Below are 18,959 nucleotides of genomic sequence, written 5' to 3'. Positions count from 1 at the left end.
AGGTTTACAATAAGGAACGAAGGAGTGATGGTTTTGCGCATCGGAGAATTATCTAAACGTACAGGCGTAAGTGAACGTTCACTACGGCATTATGAGGAAAAGGGCTTGCTTATTTCAAAACGGCTTGCAAATGGCTATCGTGATTTTGATGACACGATGATTGAAAAAGTAGAGCTCATTCAAATGTATTTGCAGCTAGGTCTAAACTTAGAAGAAACACACAGAATGCTGCGCTGTTTAGAAATAGAGCCACACTTTTATGATAATCCATGCAGCAGTATCATTACGCTTTACGAAGAAAAGCTCGCTGAAGTAACAAAGCAAATTTCGTTACTTTCTCATATTCAAACGAACTTACAAAAACACGTTACGCTGTTGAAACAAAGGAAAGAAAGGAATTGATAAATATGTTCGTTTTACATGGAAGTTCACGTTCAAATGGGAACACAGAACAATTAACGCATATGATGCTTGAAGGAGTACATGCTGAGGAAGTATATTTACGCAATCATACAATCCAACCAATTACAGATCAGCGTCATGATGCAGAAGGCTTTCAATCAATCGATGATGATTACGAAGGTATAACGAAACGTATGCTTGAGCATGATACAATTGTGTTTGCAACACCACTTTATTGGTACGGTATGAGCGGACATATGAAAAATTTTATAGATCGCTGGTCACAAAGCTTGCGGGATGCATCACTTCATTTCAAAGAACGTATGCAAGGTAAGAAAATGTATGTCGTCATTGTCGGCGGCGACAATCCAAAATTAAAGGCGCTCCCGCTTATTGCACAGTTCCAATATATTTTTGACTTTGTAGGAGCTTCTTTTGAAGGTTATATGATTGGAGCTGCCAACGCACCCGGCGAAATCGTGAATGATAAAGAAACAATGGAAAAAGTAAAAGTATATAATCATACTCTCAAACAAAAATAATTAACAGAATGGTTTGACAAATACACCTCCGTACGCATACAATAAATGTAAATTTATGAAAGGAAGGTACATCGGCCAATGAAGTTCTAATTCTCTTTTTTATTCATCCATCACAAATAGTGAAACGAAATGATGAAAACTAGAAGAGGATTAGTATGCCCTTTTGTCGATAACTTTCTTTTGACAGGAACATGTAAAAATACGTGTACAGTTTTTTTGTGCATACCTTTTTACATACTATGGGTGACGTATATCCTCTCTAGTGAAACTAGGGAGGTTTTTTTATGACGATTTTAACAGCACGAAACATTGAAAAAAGCTTTGGTGACCGTACTTTATTTACATTACAAGCACTTGATATTCATGCGTATGACCGTATTGGAATCGTTGGAGTAAACGGTGCAGGAAAATCAACGCTATTACAAATATTAAGTAAAGAAATAGAACCTGATTGCGGAACAATCGACCACTACGGTTCTATCGCCATCATTCCGCAGTTCCATGAAGAAACATTAGAAACAGCTTCTTCTCTTTCAAAAGGGCAATGGGGAATTTCTCACGTCACAACAAATATGAGCGGCGGTGAACGCGGGCGTTTAAAAATCGCTCATGCTCTTGAGCAAGAAGCATCTATCTTATTTGCTGATGAACCAACAAGCCATCTCGATATGTATGGCACAGAACAACTGGAAAAAGCACTACTGTCTTATAAAGGAGCAATTCTTTTAATTTCTCATGACCGCGCCTTGTTAGACGCCATTTGCACAAAAATTATCGAAATCGAAGATGGTTCTGTTCGTGAATATAAAGGAAATTACACAAACTATCGGGAGCAAAAAGAACAGCAAAGGCAGCATCAGCAATCAGAATATGAAAAGTATACAAAAGAAAAACAGCGCCTAGAGGCAGCAATCACCAGCAGACAACAGCGGGCTTCAGGTATGACAAAAATTCCAACACGCTTTGATTCTTCAGAATCTAAGCTGTACAAATCAGGAGCAGCTTACAGTCAAGGGAATGTCCAAAAAGCCGCAAAAGCATTAGAAACAAGATTAGAGCAACTAGAAAAGAAAGAAAAGCCAAAGGAAATTGTGCATACAAAGTTTGATGCGCAGTACCACGCACCGATTCATAGTAAAACAGTTATGCAATTGAATAAGGTTACAAAAAAAGTCGGAAGCCGTACCCTCTTTCACAATATAAATGGAAGTATGGCTCCGGGTGCAAAGCTTGCTATTCTCGGAAAAAATGGGAGCGGAAAAACAACACTATTTCATATGATTCAAGCAAATGAACGAGGAATTCAGCTTTCGAAAAGCTCTAAAATTGGTTACTTTGAACAAACATTAGCAATTCTGCAAAATGACAAAACCATTTTACAAAATGTTATGGAGGAAACACGTTACGATGAATCGTTTGTACGAACGATTCTTGCACGCCTGCTGTTCCGAAGAGAAGATGTTCATAAACAAGTGAGTGTATTAAGCGGCGGCGAACGCGTGAAGGTCGCGCTGGCTAAAATCTTCTTAGGAGACTACAATACGCTCCTTCTTGACGAACCGACAAACTATCTAGACCTCGCTACTCAAGAAGAACTAGAGCAAATGCTGCAACATTATCCTGGGACTGTTTTATTCATTAGTCACGACCGTACCTTTGTTCATAAAATTGCTGATCATATTTTACATCTAGATGAAGAATCACCACGACTCTTTCCAGGGAGTTATGAACAGTATACAAAGCGAACAGAACAAACTTCTATCAATCCTGCAGAGCAGGAACTATTGCGCCTACAAACGAAACTAACAGAAGTAATCGGGCGTATTTCGATGCCGGGACGTGACGATGATGTGATTGCTCTGGAAAGTGAATATGAGCAATTGCTACATCAAATTCAGGAATGTAACATGCGCTTACTATGAAGTGAAACTTCCATCGGTGGAGAGTATTTTCATCTCCCACTGATGGAGAGCTCTCACCAATCGATCGCATGCCAGCAGTAAGACCCCCACCTATCCTGAGGTGGGGGTCTTACTGTCCCAAAATAGCTCAAAACGAAAAAAGCTGCCCTTTCAGACAGCGACACCTTTTTTCATGCTTCACTATACTTCTTTCGAATGATTTGTTTGAAAAATGATGTACTTACTTGCAAAGTAATTCACAATGATTACGATACCATTCGCAATTACCTTCGCAATTAAATCATTCCAGCCTAACCATTCAACGAGAACAATCATACTTGCTATATCTAACACATATGAAAGTCCTCGAAAAAACATAAAGGATATAAATTCCTTCAAAATAGATGCAGTACTTTTTTGTTTACTCTGAAATACATACAGCTTATTCGTTACAAAGGCGAAAAGGACTGAAACAATCCACGCAATAGTTGTTGCCCATTTATAATCTATCTGAAAGACTTTTGTCAGTAATGCATAGCAGACAATATTGACAAGTGTTGTTAATACCCCAAAAATGACATAATTTACAAACTCTTTTTTCTGCATAACTTACACCCCTCGCTTCGGTAGGGATGCTTGTTTCATTTCATTTTGTACTTTTTCATCATTATATTCATGCACAAAATATAATGGCCGCCTTTTCGTCTCATTAAAAATTCTTCCAAGATACTCACCAATAATTCCTAAAGAAATTAATTGAATACCCCCCATAAATAACATAATGGTCATGAGCGATGGATATCCTTGAACAGATTCACCAAACACTAATGTTTTTGTAATAATCCAAATCATATAAATGAATGAAAAGAATGAAATAACAAATCCAAAGAATGCTGAAATTCGTAAAGGAGCTGTTGTAAATGAAGTAATACCTTCAATTGCTAAATCAAGCAACTTCAAATAATTCCACTTCGTTTCCCCAGCTGCACGCGGATCCCTATCAAATAAAATTTCCTTTTTCTGATAACCAATCCAACTAAACATTCCTTTTGTATATCTTTGTGTCTCTCGTAATTGCTTTAAAGCTTCTACGCATCGTCTATCTAACAATCTAAAATCACCCGTATTTTGTTGAATCGGAATTCTAGTTGTTTTTTGAAGCACTTTATAAAACGTATTTGCAGTCCACTTTTTAAACCACGTTTCTCCCGCTCGGTTACGACGCTTTGCATAGATATCGTCGTATCCTTCCTCCCAGTACTTAATCATCTCTGGAATCAATTCTGGAGGGTCTTGCAAGTCTGCATCTAGAATAATAACTGCATCACCTGTTGCATAATCTAACCCTGCTATCATAGCAGTTTCTTTTCCAAAGTTTCTTGATAAGTCGACATAGGAAATGCGCTTATCAAATGCTCGTAATGATTTAATAATTTGTACTGTATTATCACGACTTCCGTCATTTACAAACAAGATTTCAAACTCATAGTTCGGAACAGTATCGATTACTTTATTTAATCTATCATAAAGCTGATCGATTACTTCTTGTTCATTATAAGCAGGAACAAGAATAGTGATCTTTTTCATCCTTATTTCTCCTTCCTGAAGTAAAATAAAATTTCATCCCCTGCACAAAACAATATTTTACACAACTAGTGTATTATAACAAATTATACCTTCAGTTAATACAGGTTCCGATACATGTTAACTTTTTATACACATCCCACTAACAAAAAGAAACACTCTTGCATTTTCGTTAACCATCCATGCTAAACATGAAACGAATTAACTTTACGCTCAAATACAGAGTGCTTACCTAACTTATATAATTAACCTTATATTTTTATTTTGGTAAATGCAAGATTTACACCAGAACCTAATTAACTTTAATCTGCACAATGCTTTCCGTTAATATAATACGCTGATTCTGTGAAAACCGTAAACACAACCTCTACTTCAGAAAGCTCAAAATCCATTATATATGTAGTAATTGCCTGAGCAAATCGATCTCGAATTTCCTGTCCACGTTCGAACCATTTAACCTCAATAAGAGGAAAAGCCTCTATTTCTTCTCCATCATATACAAATGTAGATTTTGGTAGTTCTAATGTAAAATTATCCGTACCACATTCGCAAATCTCTGCTAATTCTTCTACTAATGGTTTACTTATACTCTTTAATTGTTCAGTAGTAATTCCACGAAATACAATATGCGGCAAGTGAATCCCTCCGTTAGATGGCTTTATTCTATATTTCTCCACATCATAGCACAATTTATTTTGCTGTGCTAGAATCTATTAACACTGCTCAAATTACTATCTTTTCCGTCTTAACTCTTTTGATTTCATGTTTTTTCTAGACATTCCTTATTTTATCTATTCTTCTAAATTAAAAATGACTAAATTACATTGTATTGATAATTTCGTGCTTTTCTTTTGATTTTCTATAACCTTCGCCGTGAACAACCTCTCCTTATCCACCTTCTGGTCTGATTGAAGAAGGGGCTTCCTGTTTCATAGACCGTTGCATAGCGGGGGTGTCCCACTGCGTCTTACACAGTCTCCACAGGCGTAGATTATACTGTTCGGACATAACCTTGCCCTACAGTTTGTAGACTTTAGTTTGTGGCAAGCAATTCTTCTAATCCTTTTTGTAAGATGTTCCGGCTCGCGTTATAGTCTCTATCCAATACCGTTCCACATTTTGTACAAATGTGAGTACGAATAGAGAGAGACTTCTTCACACGATTCCCACAAAAAGAACAGTCTTGTGAAGTATACTTTGGTTCTACTTTGATGAGTACACCGCCATGATTTTCGCATTTGTAAGCAAGCATGTTTCGAAACATGCCCCATCCTGCATCAGAAATAGACTTCGATAATTTTCTGTTTCTAACCATGTTTCGAATGTTCAGATTTTCTACAACGATAACGGAATACTCTTTTGCTAGATTGTAACTGAGCTTATGAAGAAAATCTCTGCGCTGGTTCGCTACTTTTTCATGTAGCTTACGAACACGCTCGACTTGTTTTATGAAGCTAACAGAACCTTTTCTCTTCTTAGAAAGTTTTCGCTGCGCTTTCTTCAGTCGTTTTTCTTTTCCACGGAGAAATCTAGGGTTTTCAAACTCTGAACCATTAGAAAGAACGGCATACTTATGTAAACCCACGTCAATTCCTATCGAACGATTGGTATCGATATCAGATGGTGCCACTTGTCTTTCAACACAGAAAATAGCGTACCATCTTTTCCCTTGACGTTTGAGAATTAGCTGCTTGATTGTTCCTTCGAGTGGTCTGTGAAGCAAGATATCTATTTCTCCCAGCTTTGTATTGTATAATTTACCATTATTAGAAAAAGACATGGCATAGCGATGCTTTCCGTTTCTTTTTATCCCAAATTGCGGAAACGTCATACTCGTGTAGTCTTTATACTTTTTCTGTTTTGGATACTTTGCATCTTTACGAAAGAAATTTTCAAACGCTTTTTTCAGACGTGCAAAAACTTCTTGTAGCGGCTGAGAAGGCATTTCTTTTAGAAAAGGATACGTATTCTTGTCCAATGTAAGTTGTCTTTGCATATCATAACGGTCGTAATTTTCTTTGTTTTGTTTATATTTCCGTTCTTTGTCTAGCAAAGCAGAATTGTAGGTTTGACGACAATATTGTAGCCAGCGGTCTAACACTTCTTTTTGTGCTTCTGTTGGAAAGATTTCATATTTTTGATTCAACAACATTGTCATCACCTCCCATTCATTTTGTCCTTGCGTTTCGATATATTGTTTTAAAATCTCTAATGGTGCACCGCCTACTGTCAGCAAACAATCACTTTGAGACCAAAAACATTCTTTACATAAATTCTGTCTGATTTGAGAAAATTCCTTTTTCATTCCTTTGGCTTACATCAACCAAAATTCATCCCCTTCCTACTCATTGGGCTTCACCCTTATCATTCCTTGAAGAAGGGGAATTCTTTTAATGATATGTTAAAATAATTCAAAAGATTTTTTCCTGCTTTCTTACACATACTTAAAAGTAGGAGTCTTCTTTCAAATTATGTTAAAATTTTGTGAGATACTATTTAGTATAACATTAATAAAGGTGAGGTTTCCCAGTGAACAATAACAACAATACAAATTGCACTATGGTCATATTTGGAGCAACAGGCGATTTAGCGAAGAGAAAATTATTCCCTTCTATATATAGCCTATATAAAAAAGGACAGCTCTCTAAAAATTTTGCTGTTGTTGGTGTAGCAAGACGCGAATGGAGTGATGATGTATTTCGTGAAAATGTACGTTCCTCTATTCAAGAGTCAAAAATTAAACCAGGGGATGATTTAGATGAATTTTTAACTCATTTCCGATACTTAGCGTTTGATGTTACGAATACTGCTTCATACCAAGATTTGAATGCATTACTTACTAACCTAGAAGAACAATTCAATATTCCAGGAAACAGAATGTTTTATATGGCAATGGCTCCTGAATTTTTCGGAACAATCGCTTCTTACTTGAAATCAGAAGGTGTAACAGAAGCAAGCGGCTGGAACCGATTGATTATTGAAAAGCCTTTTGGGCATGACTTGCCATCCGCACAAAAGTTAAACGAGGAACTTCGTCACGCATTTGCGGAAGATGAAATTTATCGTATTGACCATTATCTAGGAAAAGAAATGGTTCAAAACATTGGCGTTATTCGTTTTGCAAACGCAATATTTGAATCATTGTGGAATAATAGATACATCTCTAATATTCAAATTACATCCAGTGAATCTTTAGGTGTAGAGGATCGTGGAGGTTACTACGACCATTCCGGCGCTTTAAGAGATATGGTACAAAATCATATGTTACAAATGGTTGCTTTACTGGCAATGGAACCGCCAATTCGTTTAACAACAGAAGAAATCCGAAGCGAAAAAATTAAAGCATTACGTGCACTTCGACCAATGGCAGTAGAAGAAGTGGATCAATATTTTGTGCGAAGTCAGTATGGTCCAGGAACAATCAACGGAAAAGAAGTTCCTGGGTACAGAAGCGAAAATAAAGTGGATCCAAACTCAAGAACGGAAACATTTGTCGCGGGTAAATTATTAATAGACAATTTCCGCTGGGCTGGTGTGCCGATCTACATTCGTACAGGTAAACGCATGCAAGAAAAATCAACAAAAATCGTTATTCAGTTTAAAGAATTGCCAATGAATTTATATTCTAAATCAGAAAACATCGTTCATCCGAACCTGCTTATTATTCATATTCAACCGGATGAGGGAATTTCTCTTGTTTTAAATGGTAAGAAAATCGGTACTTCTGACAAGACGACACCATTTAAACTTGATTACTGCAATGACTGCGTGGACGGAGTAAATACACCAGAAGCTTACGAGAAACTTCTATATGATGCAATTCAAGGCGATGCAACAAACTTCACTCACTGGGATGAAGTGGCGTTATCATGGAAATTTGTTGATGTTATTTCTAAAGCATGGAAACAGGATGTATCAACCGATTTACTTACTTACGAATCAGGATCAATGGGACCTCAAGCTTCTGATGATCTACTTGCGGAAAACGGCTTCCAATGGTGGCCTATTTCAGATGATAGTGACTACTCAATCTAATCATAGCAAAGGCGAAAGGGGAATTTTTATGAAAAAAGTATATGATATTACAGTACCTATTTACGAAGGAATGCCGGTATATAAAAATAAGCCGGAAAAACAGCCTCAACTTTCTAAAGTTACAAACGGTCATGTAACAGAATCCACATTAAAAATGGATGCTCATACAGGAACGCATATTGATGCGCCTTTGCACATGATAAATGACGGAGATACATTTGAAACGCTTGATATTGAGAAATTAGTAGGCGAAGCAAAGGTTTTTGACCTGACAAATGTTGAGGGCGGCATTACTGCTGAAGACTTGAAAGATTTCGATATTCAAAAAGGCGACTTTGTCTTATTTAAAACAAAGAACTCCTTTGATGAAGGGTTTAACTTTGACTTTATTTACTTAGCTGAAAGCGGCGCAAAGCTGCTTGCTGAAAAAGGCATTCGCGGCGTCGGTATTGATGCATTAGGTGTTGAACGTGCACAAGAAGGGCATCCAACCCATAAAACACTATTTGCACACGATATTATTGTAATCGAAGGATTAACATTTAAAGAAGTAGAAGCGGGAACATACTTTATGGTCGCAGCTCCATTAAAACTAATGGGTACAGATGCAGCACCAGCGCGCGTATTATTATTTCAATAAAATGAACTAACCGAGATTACTGCCCGCAAATAGCGGGATAAAAAAGTGGACCAAGATTGAAATCTTGGTCCACTTTTTGTTTTATATCCATTTTGTATGGAATGTACCTTCTTTATCCACGCGTTTATACGTATGTGCTCCAAAATAATCGCGCTGCGCTTGTAACAAGTTTGCAGGCAATGTTGCAGTACGATAGCTGTCATAGTAGGAAATTGCTGCTGAAAATGCAGGTACCGCTATACCTTGTTGTACAGCCAATGAAATGATTTTGCGTAATCCGCCTTGATACGATTCCACAATTTCTTTAAAGTATGGATCAAGTAAAAGGTTCGGTAAGTCAGTGTTATTCTCATAAGCCTCTTTAATGTTTTGTAAGAAGGCTGCACGAATAATACATCCGCCTCTCCAAAGCATAGAAATGCTACCGAAATCAAGATTCCAGTCATATTCTTCGGAAGCTGCCTTTAATTGAGTAAATCCTTGCGCATAAGAACAAATTTTACTCATATACAGAGCTTGACGCACTGCTTCAATTAATTCTGCTTTTTCCATTCCAAGTGCTGGTTTGTCTTTAGGGCCAGATAAAACTTTGCTTGCGTTCACACGCTCTTCTTTTAAAGCAGAAATACAACGCGCAAATACAGATTCCGTGATAATCGGAAGAGAAATACCTAAATCAAGCGCACTTTGGCTTGTCCATTTCCCTGTGCCCTTTTGTCCCGCAGTATCAAGAATAACATCCACTAATGGCTTTCCAGTTTCTTCATCTTTCTTCGTGAAAATATCTGCTGTAATCTCGATTAGGTAGCTGTTCAGTTCGCCCTTATTCCATTCAGCAAATATTTCGTGAAACTCTTCTGCAGTCAAATCAAGCGTTTGTTTCAAGAAGAAATACGCTTCACAAATTAATTGCATATCTCCATACTCGATACCATTGTGAACCATCTTTACATAGTGACCTGCACCATTAGGCCCGATATAAGAACAGCAAGGCTCGCCATTCACTTTCGCAGAGATATTTTCAAGCATATCCTTCACTTTTTCATATGCATCTTTCTGTCCGCCCGGCATAATAGACGGCCCTTTCAATGCGCCCTCTTCTCCACCTGACACACCTGCACCAATGAAATTGATTCCTTCTTCAGCAAGACGTTTGTTTCGGCGAATTGTATCACCAAAATATGTATTGCCACCGTCAATTAAAATATCACCTTTATCGAGGTGAGGAAGCAGAGAATCAATCGCCTTATCTGTAATTTCCCCTGCATTAACCATTAATAAAATCTTTCTAGGTGATTCAAGTGAGTTAACAAACTCTTCAACCATATGAGTACCAACTAAGTTTTTACCACGGTTTTCCTCAATGATTTCATTTACTTTTTCCTTTGAAATATCATATAGGGCAACAGAATACCCTTTACTCTCAAAGTTAAGTGCAAGGCTTTTTCCCATAACGCCCACACCAACAACTCCAATTTGTTGCTTTGGCATATTTCATCGTTCCTTTCTATGTATGTTACTTTGTCTATACTATAGTATATAAACCTAAAGTAAAACTTTAATCAAGTAATCCTGCTTGTTAATTTTAACATACTTCCAAAAGAATTCCCCTTCCTCAAGGAATGAGAAGGGTGAAGCCCAATGAGTAGGAAGGGGATGAATTTTGGTTGGCGTAAGCCAAAGGAATGAAAAAGGAATTTTCTCAAATGAGACAGAAATTATAGAAAGAATACTTTTGATCTCAAAGCTATTGTTTGCTGACTGTAGGCGGTGCACCATTAGAAATTCTAAAGAAAGACCGAAACACAAGGACAAAACGAATGGGAGGGGATGACAATGTTGTTGAATCAAAAATATGAAATCTTTCCAACAGAAGCACAAAAAGAAGTGTTAGACCGTTGGCTACAATATTGTCGTCAAACCTACAATTCTGCCTTGCTAGACAAAGAACGGAAATATAAGCAAAACAAAGAAAATTACAATCGTTATGATATGCAAAGACAACTTACATTGGACAAGAATATGTATTCTTTTCTAAACGAAATGCCTTCTCAGCCTTTGCAAGAAGTTTTTGCACGTCTGAAAAAAGCGTTTGATCATTTCTTTCGTAAAGATGCAAAGTATCCAAAACAGAAAAAGTATAAAGACTACACGAGTATGACATTTCCTCAATTTGGATTCAAACCGAACGGAAAGCATCGCTATGCCGTGTCTTTTTCTGATAACGGTAAGTTATACAATAAAAAATTGGGAGAGATAGATATTCTACTCCACAGACCACTCGAAGGAACAATCAAGCAACTGATTCTCAAACGTCAAGGGAAAAGATGGTACGCTATTTTCTGTGTCGAAAGACAAGTGGTACCATCTGATATCGATACCAATCGTGCGATAGGAATTGACGTGGGATTACATAAGTATGCCGTTCTTTCTAATGGTTCAGAGTTTGAAAACCCTAGATTTCTCCGCGAAAAAGAAAAACAGCTACAGAAAGCACAGCGAAAACTTTCTAAGAAGAAAAAAGGTTCTGCTAACTTCATAAAACAAGTCGAGCGTGTTCGCAAGCTACATGAAAAAGTAGCGAACCAGCGCAGAGATTTTCTTCATAAGCTCAGTTACAATCTAGCAAAAGAGTATTCCGTTATCGTTGTAGAAAATCTGAACATTCGAAACATGGTTAGAAACAGAAAATTATCGAAGTCTATTTCTGATGCAGGATGGGGAATGTTTCGAAACATGCTTGCATACAAATGCGAAAATCATGGCGGTGTACTCATCAAAGTAGAACCAAAGTATACTTCACAAGACTGTTCTTTTTGTGGGAATCGTGTGAAGAAGTCTCTCTCTATTCGTACTCACATTTGTACAAAGTGCGGAACGGTATTGGATAGAGACTATAACGCGAGCCGGAACATCTTACAAAAAGGATTAGAAGAAGTGTTTGCCACAAACTAAAGTCTACAAACTGTAGGGCAAGGTTATGTCCGAACAGTATAAACTACGCCTGTGGAGACTGTGTAAGACGCAGTGGGACACCCCACTATGCAACGGTCTATGAAACAGGAAGCCCCGGATAAGGAGGGGTTATTCACCATGGAGTTCAGCAGAGATGTGTGCAAAACCAAATTACAGGGACATGGCAACGTTTTTTTCTTTTTGGAGTATCGCTATCAAGCTAACGAACTAAGCTTCCCTCCATAAATAAAAACCTAGTTATCCAATGTTAAGAACACCTCAATGAATAACCAGGTTTTTTACGATATTTACCTTACTCCAATTAATAAGCTACCGCCACATCACCATCAAATTAAAAAATAAAAATTATACACCTGCCCAAACATCCTTTGCATATCTTCCTTCAGATTGTAAATGATCAAGCCAGTCTTTTGCTTTCTGCTCATCAACACCATGATAAGTTTGATAGCTTTCACATAAAGTTCTCTCTACATCTGGAGCCATTCGACTTCCATCTCCACATACATAAAGTTGACCACCCTCATCAAGCAAACGAATTAAATTGTTTGCATCCTGCTTCATAAGATGCTGTACGTATGTTTTCGATTGTCCTTCTAAACGAGAGAACGCTGTGTGAAGCATAACTAGTCCATCCTCCCCAGCACGTTCTAGCTCCTCACGGTAAAGATAATCCTGTTTAGGATGACGACAGCCAAAGTACAAGTGCGCCTCTCCCAATTTATGTCCTTCTTGCTTTTGAACACGACGTGCTTGCAAAAATCCTAAGAATGGAGCAACTCCTGTTCCAGGTCCAACCATAATAATTGGTTTCTCAGGATTTTCTGGCAAGTGAAACCCTGATTGTGGATCACGAATAAAACATGCGATAGCATCTCCTACTTGTCGCTCGGCCAAATAGTTTGAAGCAACTCCCAAGTATTCACCACGCCCGCTCCATGATGGTCCTCTTACGACACCCACTGTGATACTCGCACGATTCGAAACAATTTGCGGTGAACTAGAGATTGAATAGTATCGAACTTTTAGTGGCGGAAGAAGTTCTACAAACCTTTCAAATGGCAATTCACAAGCAGGATATTTCTCAAGTAAATCTAGCATAGTCGTACGTTTTTGAAGAATATTTGTTTTGTATGCCTCTTCCTCTAAAAGGGCTTCTAACTCTTGTTTATGAGGCGGACAAACGGTATATGCCGCTAATTCACGAAGTTGCGCCCGTGTCACCGGCTCTTGTAATTCAACATAATTTGCAAGCAGTTCATAAACACACACAGACTGCTCTAAAGGAAGATGTGCAATGCTGTGATCATTTCCGCTCAAAAGAAGAACATCTTTCCCATTTAATCCATATCGTTGTAAAACACGTTCTACAAGATCTTTTCTATTCTGTGGTAAGACTCCTAGATGATCACCCTCTCGGTATTGAATACCTTCAGGCAAAGTAATTTCAATATGGCGCGTACTTTGTGCGCTCTCCTCTGTTTGAAGCTCACGATTTTCTATAACGTACGCCGAAAGTGCATCATATGTTTTCGCAAGAGGAGTACTTGTCAATTCGCTAACAAATTGTAATTTCAATTTATTTTCCGAACGTTTTTCATTTTTATTAACTTCTAAATTCAAAGCTTCTGCTACATCTTCCCATAGCTGATTTTGCCACTCATCAAACTGGAACTCGAAGTCTTCATTCGCATCACCCTCGCCACGTATAGTCAGACGAGTCGCACCCTTTAAGGCCAATTGTTCGTCAATCAATCTTGGAATACGTTGATATGTGCTAGCCCAATTACGGTCGCCGCATCCAAAAACAGCATACTTCACTCCTTTAAGCGTTTCATCCTCTAACTCGCTTATCCAATGCACAAATTCCTTTGCGTTATCAGGTGGATTACCATTGTATGAAGCAGTAACAATGCACACGGCTCCATCTCTAGGAAGCTTTTCAGTATACTCATCAAGCGGCGCCACTTCACTCTCAAATCCTTGGAAGCGAGCAGTGTCAGCAAGGTTTCGTGCGAGACCTTCCGCTGTTCCAAGGTTAGATCCATAAAGTACTAATAGCGGTGTATGATGCGAATCGACAACAGTTTTAAAGTTATGTTTTACTTCCTGTTCTGTTGGTATTGTAACTTTTGAATCAGAAACAGCGAAGGGAACTTTTTTATTTCGCGGTTTGACGCACATAGTAAATCCATCTGGTTTCAAGGTTAATGTTTCCTTAACTTTTAATTGATAGTCTGTATGATTGATAATTTCAAAATGTTGAAGAATCATACCTAATACTAAAGTAGCTTCCTGAAGTGCAAATTGTTGTCCAATACAAGCTCTTTGCCCATTCCCAAATGGCTTATATGCATGCGTGGCGATTTGTTCAATGTTTTCAAATCTCTCAGGTTGGAAATCTTCAACATTATCTCCCCACACACTCGTATCACGGTGAAGCTTTGGTATGAGAACTGTAAGCTCTCTTCCCTTTTCTATATGGTACTTTCCACCAAGAAGTGTATCTTCTTTTGCACAAAGTGAAATAGCTGGCGCTGTTGGCCATAAACGTAGCGCCTCATTGAGAATCATACGAACGTATTTCAGTTTTTGAACCTGCCCATATGTAGGAATCGGCTCTGTTAAAACTCGATCTACTTCTTCATACGCCTTCTTAAGCTTATCGGGATTTTTCAAAAGGTAATATAGTGCAAATGACAATAGACCACTAGTCGTCTCATGTCCGGCAATTAAAAAGGTAATGATTTGAAAACGAATATTTTCATCGTCCAACATTTCACCTGTTTGCGGATCTTTCCCTCTCAGCATATGAGCTAGCAAGTCATCCCCATCTTGATTACCACTCTCTTTACGCTCTGCAATAATATTATCTACCAGATCAAACATAGATTGAATGTCTTGCTTAAACTGACGTTTCTTCATAACCATTAATTTATCTTGTATACCTAAGCGTTGAGATTGGTTCATTGCCTCTTCAAGCGAACGAACCATAGTAGTAATAAAAGGATGCGGAGTATCACGATAAAAGCTATTAAAACGGTAATTAAATCCACATAGTCCGATCGTATCTAGCGTAAGGCGCGTCATGTCTTCTGGTACATCAATACTTTCATTAGGGTTGAGACGTTCCCACTTTTGAACTAATTGCAGAGCAAGATCAACCATCATAGAGTGATATCCCTTCATAGCTTGTTGACTAAAACTAGGAAGAAGGATGTTATGTGCCTTATGCCAGTTTGGTTCGTTTGTCCAGCTCGTAAATAACCCGTCGCCAGTAAATGCACTAACATTTTGTAAGGCGGTTCCAATACTTTTTTCAAAGCGAGATTCATCGCATACTTCTGCCGCTAATTCATGATTAGAAACAATGGTGCGAGTCCTTCCAGGCAATTCAAGTTGAAAAATTGGTCCATACTCATACGAGAGCTTTAATATTGATTGCATGGGCTCCTCTTTCTTTAACAACGGTAAATTGCCAAGTGGACCGAAAGTTTTAGGCTGTGGAATATTGCTAGTCCCTTTCATATAAAAAATCCTTTCCTAAGTAAATTCATTCATATTTATTTCTATAAAGTGAAACTTCCAGCAGTGGGGGTTCCTTCATTCCCCACTGCTGGAAGTCCCTCCTAATCAAGCGCATGCCAGCAGTTACCCCCACAAATTTATACGTTCTATCGTGGGCGTTTCAATTATAAACAAAAAAATTAATTAAATATTCAAAAAATATTACATATATTTAATAGAAAAATCATATTTATATTTTATTATTTAAATGAAGCATATCCGTGGTCAGCCATTACTACACTACCATTAATAGCATCTGCTTCTTCTAATGAAAGAAGGTAGACTACATCAGCAAGTGCTTCTGGATTCATTAACTCATTACCCATAGCTTTCTTTTTCATAGATTCAATCATACTATCGCTATATCCACGAAGAATAGGTGTATCGACAACTCCTGGTGCTACCGCTACTACACGAATTCCGTATTCAGCTAATTCAAGCGCTGCAGATTTTGTCATCATAATAACAGCACCTTTTGTTGCGTGATATGCAAATGTACCTGGAGAAGCTAAGAAGCCATAAACAGAAGCTGTATTTATAATTACACCTTTTATATTTAATTCTTTCATCTTCTTACCTGCTGCTATAATTCCATAGGCAACACCATGTTGATTAATCCCTATTACTTTTTCGTAGCGATCCATATCTTGATTCAGCACTGGACCTGCCCCGCCAATTCCAGCATTGTTACACATAATATCAATTCGGCCATACGTTTCTACTGCGATATGAACTAGATTTTCTACCTCGTCGTACCGCGAAACATCTGTCTTAACAAAAATAGCTGTTCCACCTTCAGCTTTAATGAGTTCTACAGTTTCTTTTCCACCTGTTTCATTCACATCAGCGACTACTACTTGATCTCCTTTTCTTGCAAACTTGATACATGTTTGTTGACCAATTCCACTTCCTCCACCTGTAATTACAGCAACTCTTCTTGTCATCATAACTACTCCCCCTATTCGCTATCAGATTTCTTGCAATAATTGTAACACTTCTGTACATTAAATATTATTAAAACATACTTATCATTGCTTAAGTAAGACTTAATAAAAGAGGTCGTGTTTATATGAACATTGAACAATTAGAATACATAGTTGAGGTTACAAATGCAGGTTCTTTAACCATTGCAGCACAAAATATGCATGTCACATTATCTGCTATCAGTCAATCTATCTCAGCATTAGAAGCAGAACTAGGAATATCATTGTTTACACGTTCTCGATTAGGTACAATCCCTACCGCTGAAGGAAGAATTATTATTAAAAAGGCGGCTGAAGCACTAGAGAAAATCCAAGAGTTAAAGGATGAAGCTCACGGATTCGCAAATACCGTACGTGGCGAATTAAGAATTGCAACAATTCCTGGCCCTATGCCGTTATTGGTTCATACAGTAACAAATTTTAAAAAGGATTATCCAAATGTAAAAATAGAGATATTTGAAAAAGGTTCACAGGAAATACTAGATGATATTCGCCAACATAAGATTGACATGGGTCTAATTATTCTATTTGAAAACATTATTCATAAAAGTAATGGATTATTGTTTGAACCATTATTAAAAGGAAAAATGGTTATTGCGGTCAACCGTAATTCACCTTTAGCATTTAACAAATCAATTACTCCAGAAGAACTGTTAACCCATTCTTTAGTTTTATACAAAGATGATTACATGGAATGGTTTATGAACCAATTTACAGCTACATATGGCCCTGCTGATATTCTTTTTACCACTAATAATACAGATGCTATCCAAAAAGCTATTGGAGACGGATTAGCTATCACTATTGGTCCAGATTATTCTTTTCCTAGTGAGTCTACTTTACTAGAAAAAGACGTCGTAATGATTGAACTTGAAAGTCCTAAGCAACAAGATGTCTATTTTGCATGGGCACGTTCAGAAGGAAAACATTATTCTCAAATTTGTAAGAACTTCATTACTAGATTAAAACATGAACTTTAACGTAGAATTAGACAGGATGGATGAAGAAATGAATACATAAAGTGAAAATGGGGGTTTTTTCATCTCCCACTGATGAAAAAAACCCCCACCTATCTTCGTTGTTTATCTCTAAATTTTGAAACTGTTCCCTTTCATCATGAAAACTCACATCACACAACTTCCGTATCCCACTGATGCTCTTGTTCTACAAAAACAATCCCGAGTTCGTGATGCTCTCCTGCATAAATCGCATGTTGTACAAGACGAAGTTCACCATTCGTATCAATAACTTCCATTTTACAAAAAGCGCCTGTTGTTTTTGATTGCAGGGCATTGTAAAACTCATCCACATTGGTCGGACTGATTCCATTCACTTTTACAATCACTTCCCCTGGTTTCAAATCCATCGTTGTTCCAGCTGTACCTGGAATTGTGTCTAATACAACTAAGCCATGATCACGAGAGGCAAAATATGCAGGGCGCTTTTCATCCTCAAAACGTTCTTGCACAGCAATCGTAAGACGGCCAAGCATTGCTGCTCCCATAGCTACAATTGCTAGTGTATGCCACCAGTAACTTGCTATTCCTAATAGAAGAACAACTGCTGCTAGTCCAAACACACGACGACCTGTGAATAACAAGGCTCCTTTTGGTTCAAAACTTTTAATTGTTCTCGTAAACCCAATTAAAAATGGAATTAAGAATAAAGAAAACTTTTGTGATCCGACAGATACAACTGGCCACCAAGACACAAACTGCGTTATGGCGTCACCTGGTACAAGAACAAATAGCGGTACTAACCATAATCTTTTTGATTCATGCAATCCAATATTTAAACCACGTTTACCTTTTCGTAATTTCGGCGTCGAATAGTTCGCTGCGTTCTTAGAAATAAGCAAACCTTCCACAACTAACATAAGTCCAAGTAAAATCGCTAATGACACGACACTGCTCTCTTCTCCCTCGCGAAGCTGCAAGAAGGAGAATGGCAGTTTTGAAGATAATAACGTCGCTGCAATCGCAATTCCGAATGTGTATGCAGGAGATAAGTATCTATATTGAGCAATAAGAGCAAATAATACCGTCCAAATCGCTATCATAAATATACTTGCTTCTGAGATAACAAGCCCCATTCCAACTGTAATCAATGATAGAATGAGTCCAAAACCAATTCCTGCGAATGCAGATGTACGTATTTCATACAAAACATCATACACTTTAAAGGAAAAATCTTTCCGTTCTTGTAATACCCGTAAATACCCAACTAAAAAGCTACTTATAAAGAAAATATACAAAGCAGGATGTGCAAAAAAACGCACAATTGCCTTCACAACTTCTAACGACCAAGCCTCCACGAAACGATTCACCACCAT

15 protein-coding genes are annotated in these 18,959 nt (G+C 37.7%); 7 read left to right on the top strand and 8 right to left on the bottom strand.

Annotated features, from left to right (window positions below):
• Window positions 1-33: 33 nt before the first annotated feature.
• The 3 genes from WAX78_RS10955 (at window position 34) to abc-f (ending at window position 2,866) form a co-directional block, all read left to right on the top strand.
• Complete coding sequence (locus WAX78_RS10955) at window positions 34-402, top strand: MerR family transcriptional regulator (protein ID WP_336482298.1); 369 nt, start codon at window positions 34-36, stop codon at window positions 400-402.
• A gap of 5 nt (window positions 403-407) precedes the next feature.
• Window positions 408-944 (top strand): flavodoxin family protein, encoded by a 537-nt coding sequence (locus tag WAX78_RS10950; RefSeq protein WP_336482297.1) that lies wholly within the window; start codon window positions 408-410, stop codon window positions 942-944.
• Window positions 945-1,228: 284 nt separating this feature from the next.
• On the top strand, window positions 1,229-2,866 hold the full coding sequence (gene abc-f / locus WAX78_RS10945; protein WP_336482296.1) for a ribosomal protection-like ABC-F family protein: 1,638 nt from the start codon (window positions 1,229-1,231) through the stop codon (window positions 2,864-2,866).
• 180 nt (window positions 2,867-3,046) lie between these two features.
• Here abc-f and WAX78_RS10940 read toward each other — a convergent pair whose 3' ends face one another.
• The 4 genes from WAX78_RS10940 to WAX78_RS10925 all read right to left on the bottom strand — a co-directional run bounded on the left by WAX78_RS10940 (window position 3,047) and on the right by WAX78_RS10925 (window position 6,734).
• Entirely contained in the window at window positions 3,047-3,451 is a 405-nt protein-coding gene (locus WAX78_RS10940) for a GtrA family protein (RefSeq protein WP_336482295.1), read from the bottom strand.
• 3 nt (window positions 3,452-3,454) lie between these two features.
• Window positions 3,455-4,432 (bottom strand): glycosyltransferase family 2 protein, encoded by a 978-nt coding sequence (locus tag WAX78_RS10935; RefSeq protein WP_336482294.1) that lies wholly within the window; start codon window positions 4,430-4,432, stop codon window positions 3,455-3,457.
• Between the two features lie 299 nt (window positions 4,433-4,731).
• Window positions 4,732-5,064 carry a DUF1904 family protein gene (locus WAX78_RS10930; RefSeq protein ID WP_336482293.1) on the bottom strand — a complete coding sequence of 111 codons (333 nt, stop codon included), beginning with the start codon at window positions 5,062-5,064 and terminating at the stop codon, window positions 4,732-4,734.
• A gap of 398 nt (window positions 5,065-5,462) precedes the next feature.
• On the bottom strand, window positions 5,463-6,734 hold the full coding sequence (locus WAX78_RS10925; protein WP_336482292.1) for an RNA-guided endonuclease TnpB family protein: 1,272 nt from the start codon (window positions 6,732-6,734) through the stop codon (window positions 5,463-5,465).
• 254 nt (window positions 6,735-6,988) lie between these two features.
• Here WAX78_RS10925 and zwf point away from each other — a divergent pair, with 254 nt between their 5' ends.
• Together zwf and WAX78_RS10915 are read left to right on the top strand one after the other, a co-directional pair.
• Complete coding sequence (gene zwf / locus WAX78_RS10920) at window positions 6,989-8,464, top strand: glucose-6-phosphate dehydrogenase (protein WP_336482517.1); 1,476 nt, start codon at window positions 6,989-6,991, stop codon at window positions 8,462-8,464.
• Between the two features lie 28 nt (window positions 8,465-8,492).
• A complete protein-coding gene (locus WAX78_RS10915; RefSeq protein ID WP_098308368.1) occupies window positions 8,493-9,104 on the top strand; it encodes a cyclase family protein in 612 nt (203 codons plus the stop codon).
• An 81-nt stretch (window positions 9,105-9,185) separates the two neighbouring features.
• Here WAX78_RS10915 and gndA read toward each other — a convergent pair whose 3' ends face one another.
• Window positions 9,186-10,595: an NADP-dependent phosphogluconate dehydrogenase gene (gndA, locus tag WAX78_RS10910; protein ID WP_336482291.1), complete on the bottom strand. Its 1,410-nt coding sequence runs from the start codon at window positions 10,593-10,595 to the stop codon at window positions 9,186-9,188.
• A gap of 339 nt (window positions 10,596-10,934) precedes the next feature.
• On the opposite strand from gndA, the gene WAX78_RS10905 reads away from it, so the two are divergent.
• Window positions 10,935-12,059: an RNA-guided endonuclease InsQ/TnpB family protein gene (locus WAX78_RS10905; RefSeq protein WP_336482290.1), complete on the top strand. Its 1,125-nt coding sequence runs from the start codon at window positions 10,935-10,937 to the stop codon at window positions 12,057-12,059.
• A 366-nt stretch (window positions 12,060-12,425) separates the two neighbouring features.
• Here the strand turns inward: WAX78_RS10905 and WAX78_RS10900 are convergent, their stop codons facing one another.
• Both WAX78_RS10900 and WAX78_RS10895 read right to left on the bottom strand, forming a co-directional pair.
• Window positions 12,426-15,605, bottom strand: coding sequence for a bifunctional cytochrome P450/NADPH--P450 reductase (locus WAX78_RS10900; protein WP_336482289.1), 3,180 nt, complete (start codon window positions 15,603-15,605; stop codon window positions 12,426-12,428).
• A 239-nt stretch (window positions 15,606-15,844) separates the two neighbouring features.
• A complete protein-coding gene (locus WAX78_RS10895) occupies window positions 15,845-16,591 on the bottom strand; it encodes an SDR family NAD(P)-dependent oxidoreductase (RefSeq protein ID WP_336482288.1) in 747 nt (248 codons plus the stop codon).
• Window positions 16,592-16,713: 122 nt separating this feature from the next.
• Between WAX78_RS10895 and WAX78_RS10890 the strand changes: the two genes are divergently transcribed.
• The gene (locus WAX78_RS10890) at window positions 16,714-17,607 is read left to right on the top strand and encodes a LysR family transcriptional regulator (RefSeq protein ID WP_336482287.1); all 894 of its coding nucleotides are present in this window, start codon (window positions 16,714-16,716) and stop codon (window positions 17,605-17,607) included.
• 149 nt (window positions 17,608-17,756) lie between these two features.
• Here WAX78_RS10890 and WAX78_RS10885 read toward each other — a convergent pair whose 3' ends face one another.
• Complete coding sequence (locus WAX78_RS10885) at window positions 17,757-18,959, bottom strand: PDZ domain-containing protein (protein ID WP_336482286.1); 1,203 nt, start codon at window positions 18,957-18,959, stop codon at window positions 17,757-17,759.

The sequence above is a fragment of the Bacillus yunxiaonensis genome, assembly GCF_037104695.1.
GTDB classification, from domain to species: Bacteria; Bacillota; Bacilli; order Bacillales; family Bacillaceae_G; genus Bacillus_A; species Bacillus_A yunxiaonensis.
Note: the sequence above shows the minus strand (reverse complement) of the source record. Positions and strands in the feature narration are given on the sequence as shown.

Coding starts and splice junctions, on each gene's coding strand:
- WAX78_RS10915 (WP_098308368.1), top strand. CDS start 8,493: ATGAAAAAAGTATATGATATTACAGTACCTATTTACGAAGGAATGCCG.
- WAX78_RS10905 (WP_336482290.1), top strand. CDS start 10,935: ATGACAATGTTGTTGAATCAAAAATATGAAATCTTTCCAACAGAAGCA.
- WAX78_RS10900 (WP_336482289.1), bottom strand. CDS start 15,605: ATGAAAGGGACTAGCAATATTCCACAGCCTAAAACTTTCGGTCCACTT.
- abc-f (WP_336482296.1), top strand. CDS start 1,229: ATGACGATTTTAACAGCACGAAACATTGAAAAAAGCTTTGGTGACCGT.
- WAX78_RS10940 (WP_336482295.1), bottom strand. CDS start 3,451: ATGCAGAAAAAAGAGTTTGTAAATTATGTCATTTTTGGGGTATTAACA.
- WAX78_RS10925 (WP_336482292.1), bottom strand. CDS start 6,734: ATGAAAAAGGAATTTTCTCAAATCAGACAGAATTTATGTAAAGAATGT.
- zwf (WP_336482517.1), top strand. CDS start 6,989: ATGGTCATATTTGGAGCAACAGGCGATTTAGCGAAGAGAAAATTATTC.
- gndA (WP_336482291.1), bottom strand. CDS start 10,595: ATGCCAAAGCAACAAATTGGAGTTGTTGGTGTGGGCGTTATGGGAAAA.
- WAX78_RS10895 (WP_336482288.1), bottom strand. CDS start 16,591: ATGATGACAAGAAGAGTTGCTGTAATTACAGGTGGAGGAAGTGGAATT.
- WAX78_RS10885 (WP_336482286.1), bottom strand. CDS start 18,959: ATGGTGGTGAATCGTTTCGTGGAGGCTTGGTCGTTAGAAGTTGTGAAG.
- WAX78_RS10890 (WP_336482287.1), top strand. CDS start 16,714: ATGAACATTGAACAATTAGAATACATAGTTGAGGTTACAAATGCAGGT.
- WAX78_RS10950 (WP_336482297.1), top strand. CDS start 408: ATGTTCGTTTTACATGGAAGTTCACGTTCAAATGGGAACACAGAACAA.
- WAX78_RS10935 (WP_336482294.1), bottom strand. CDS start 4,432: ATGAAAAAGATCACTATTCTTGTTCCTGCTTATAATGAACAAGAAGTA.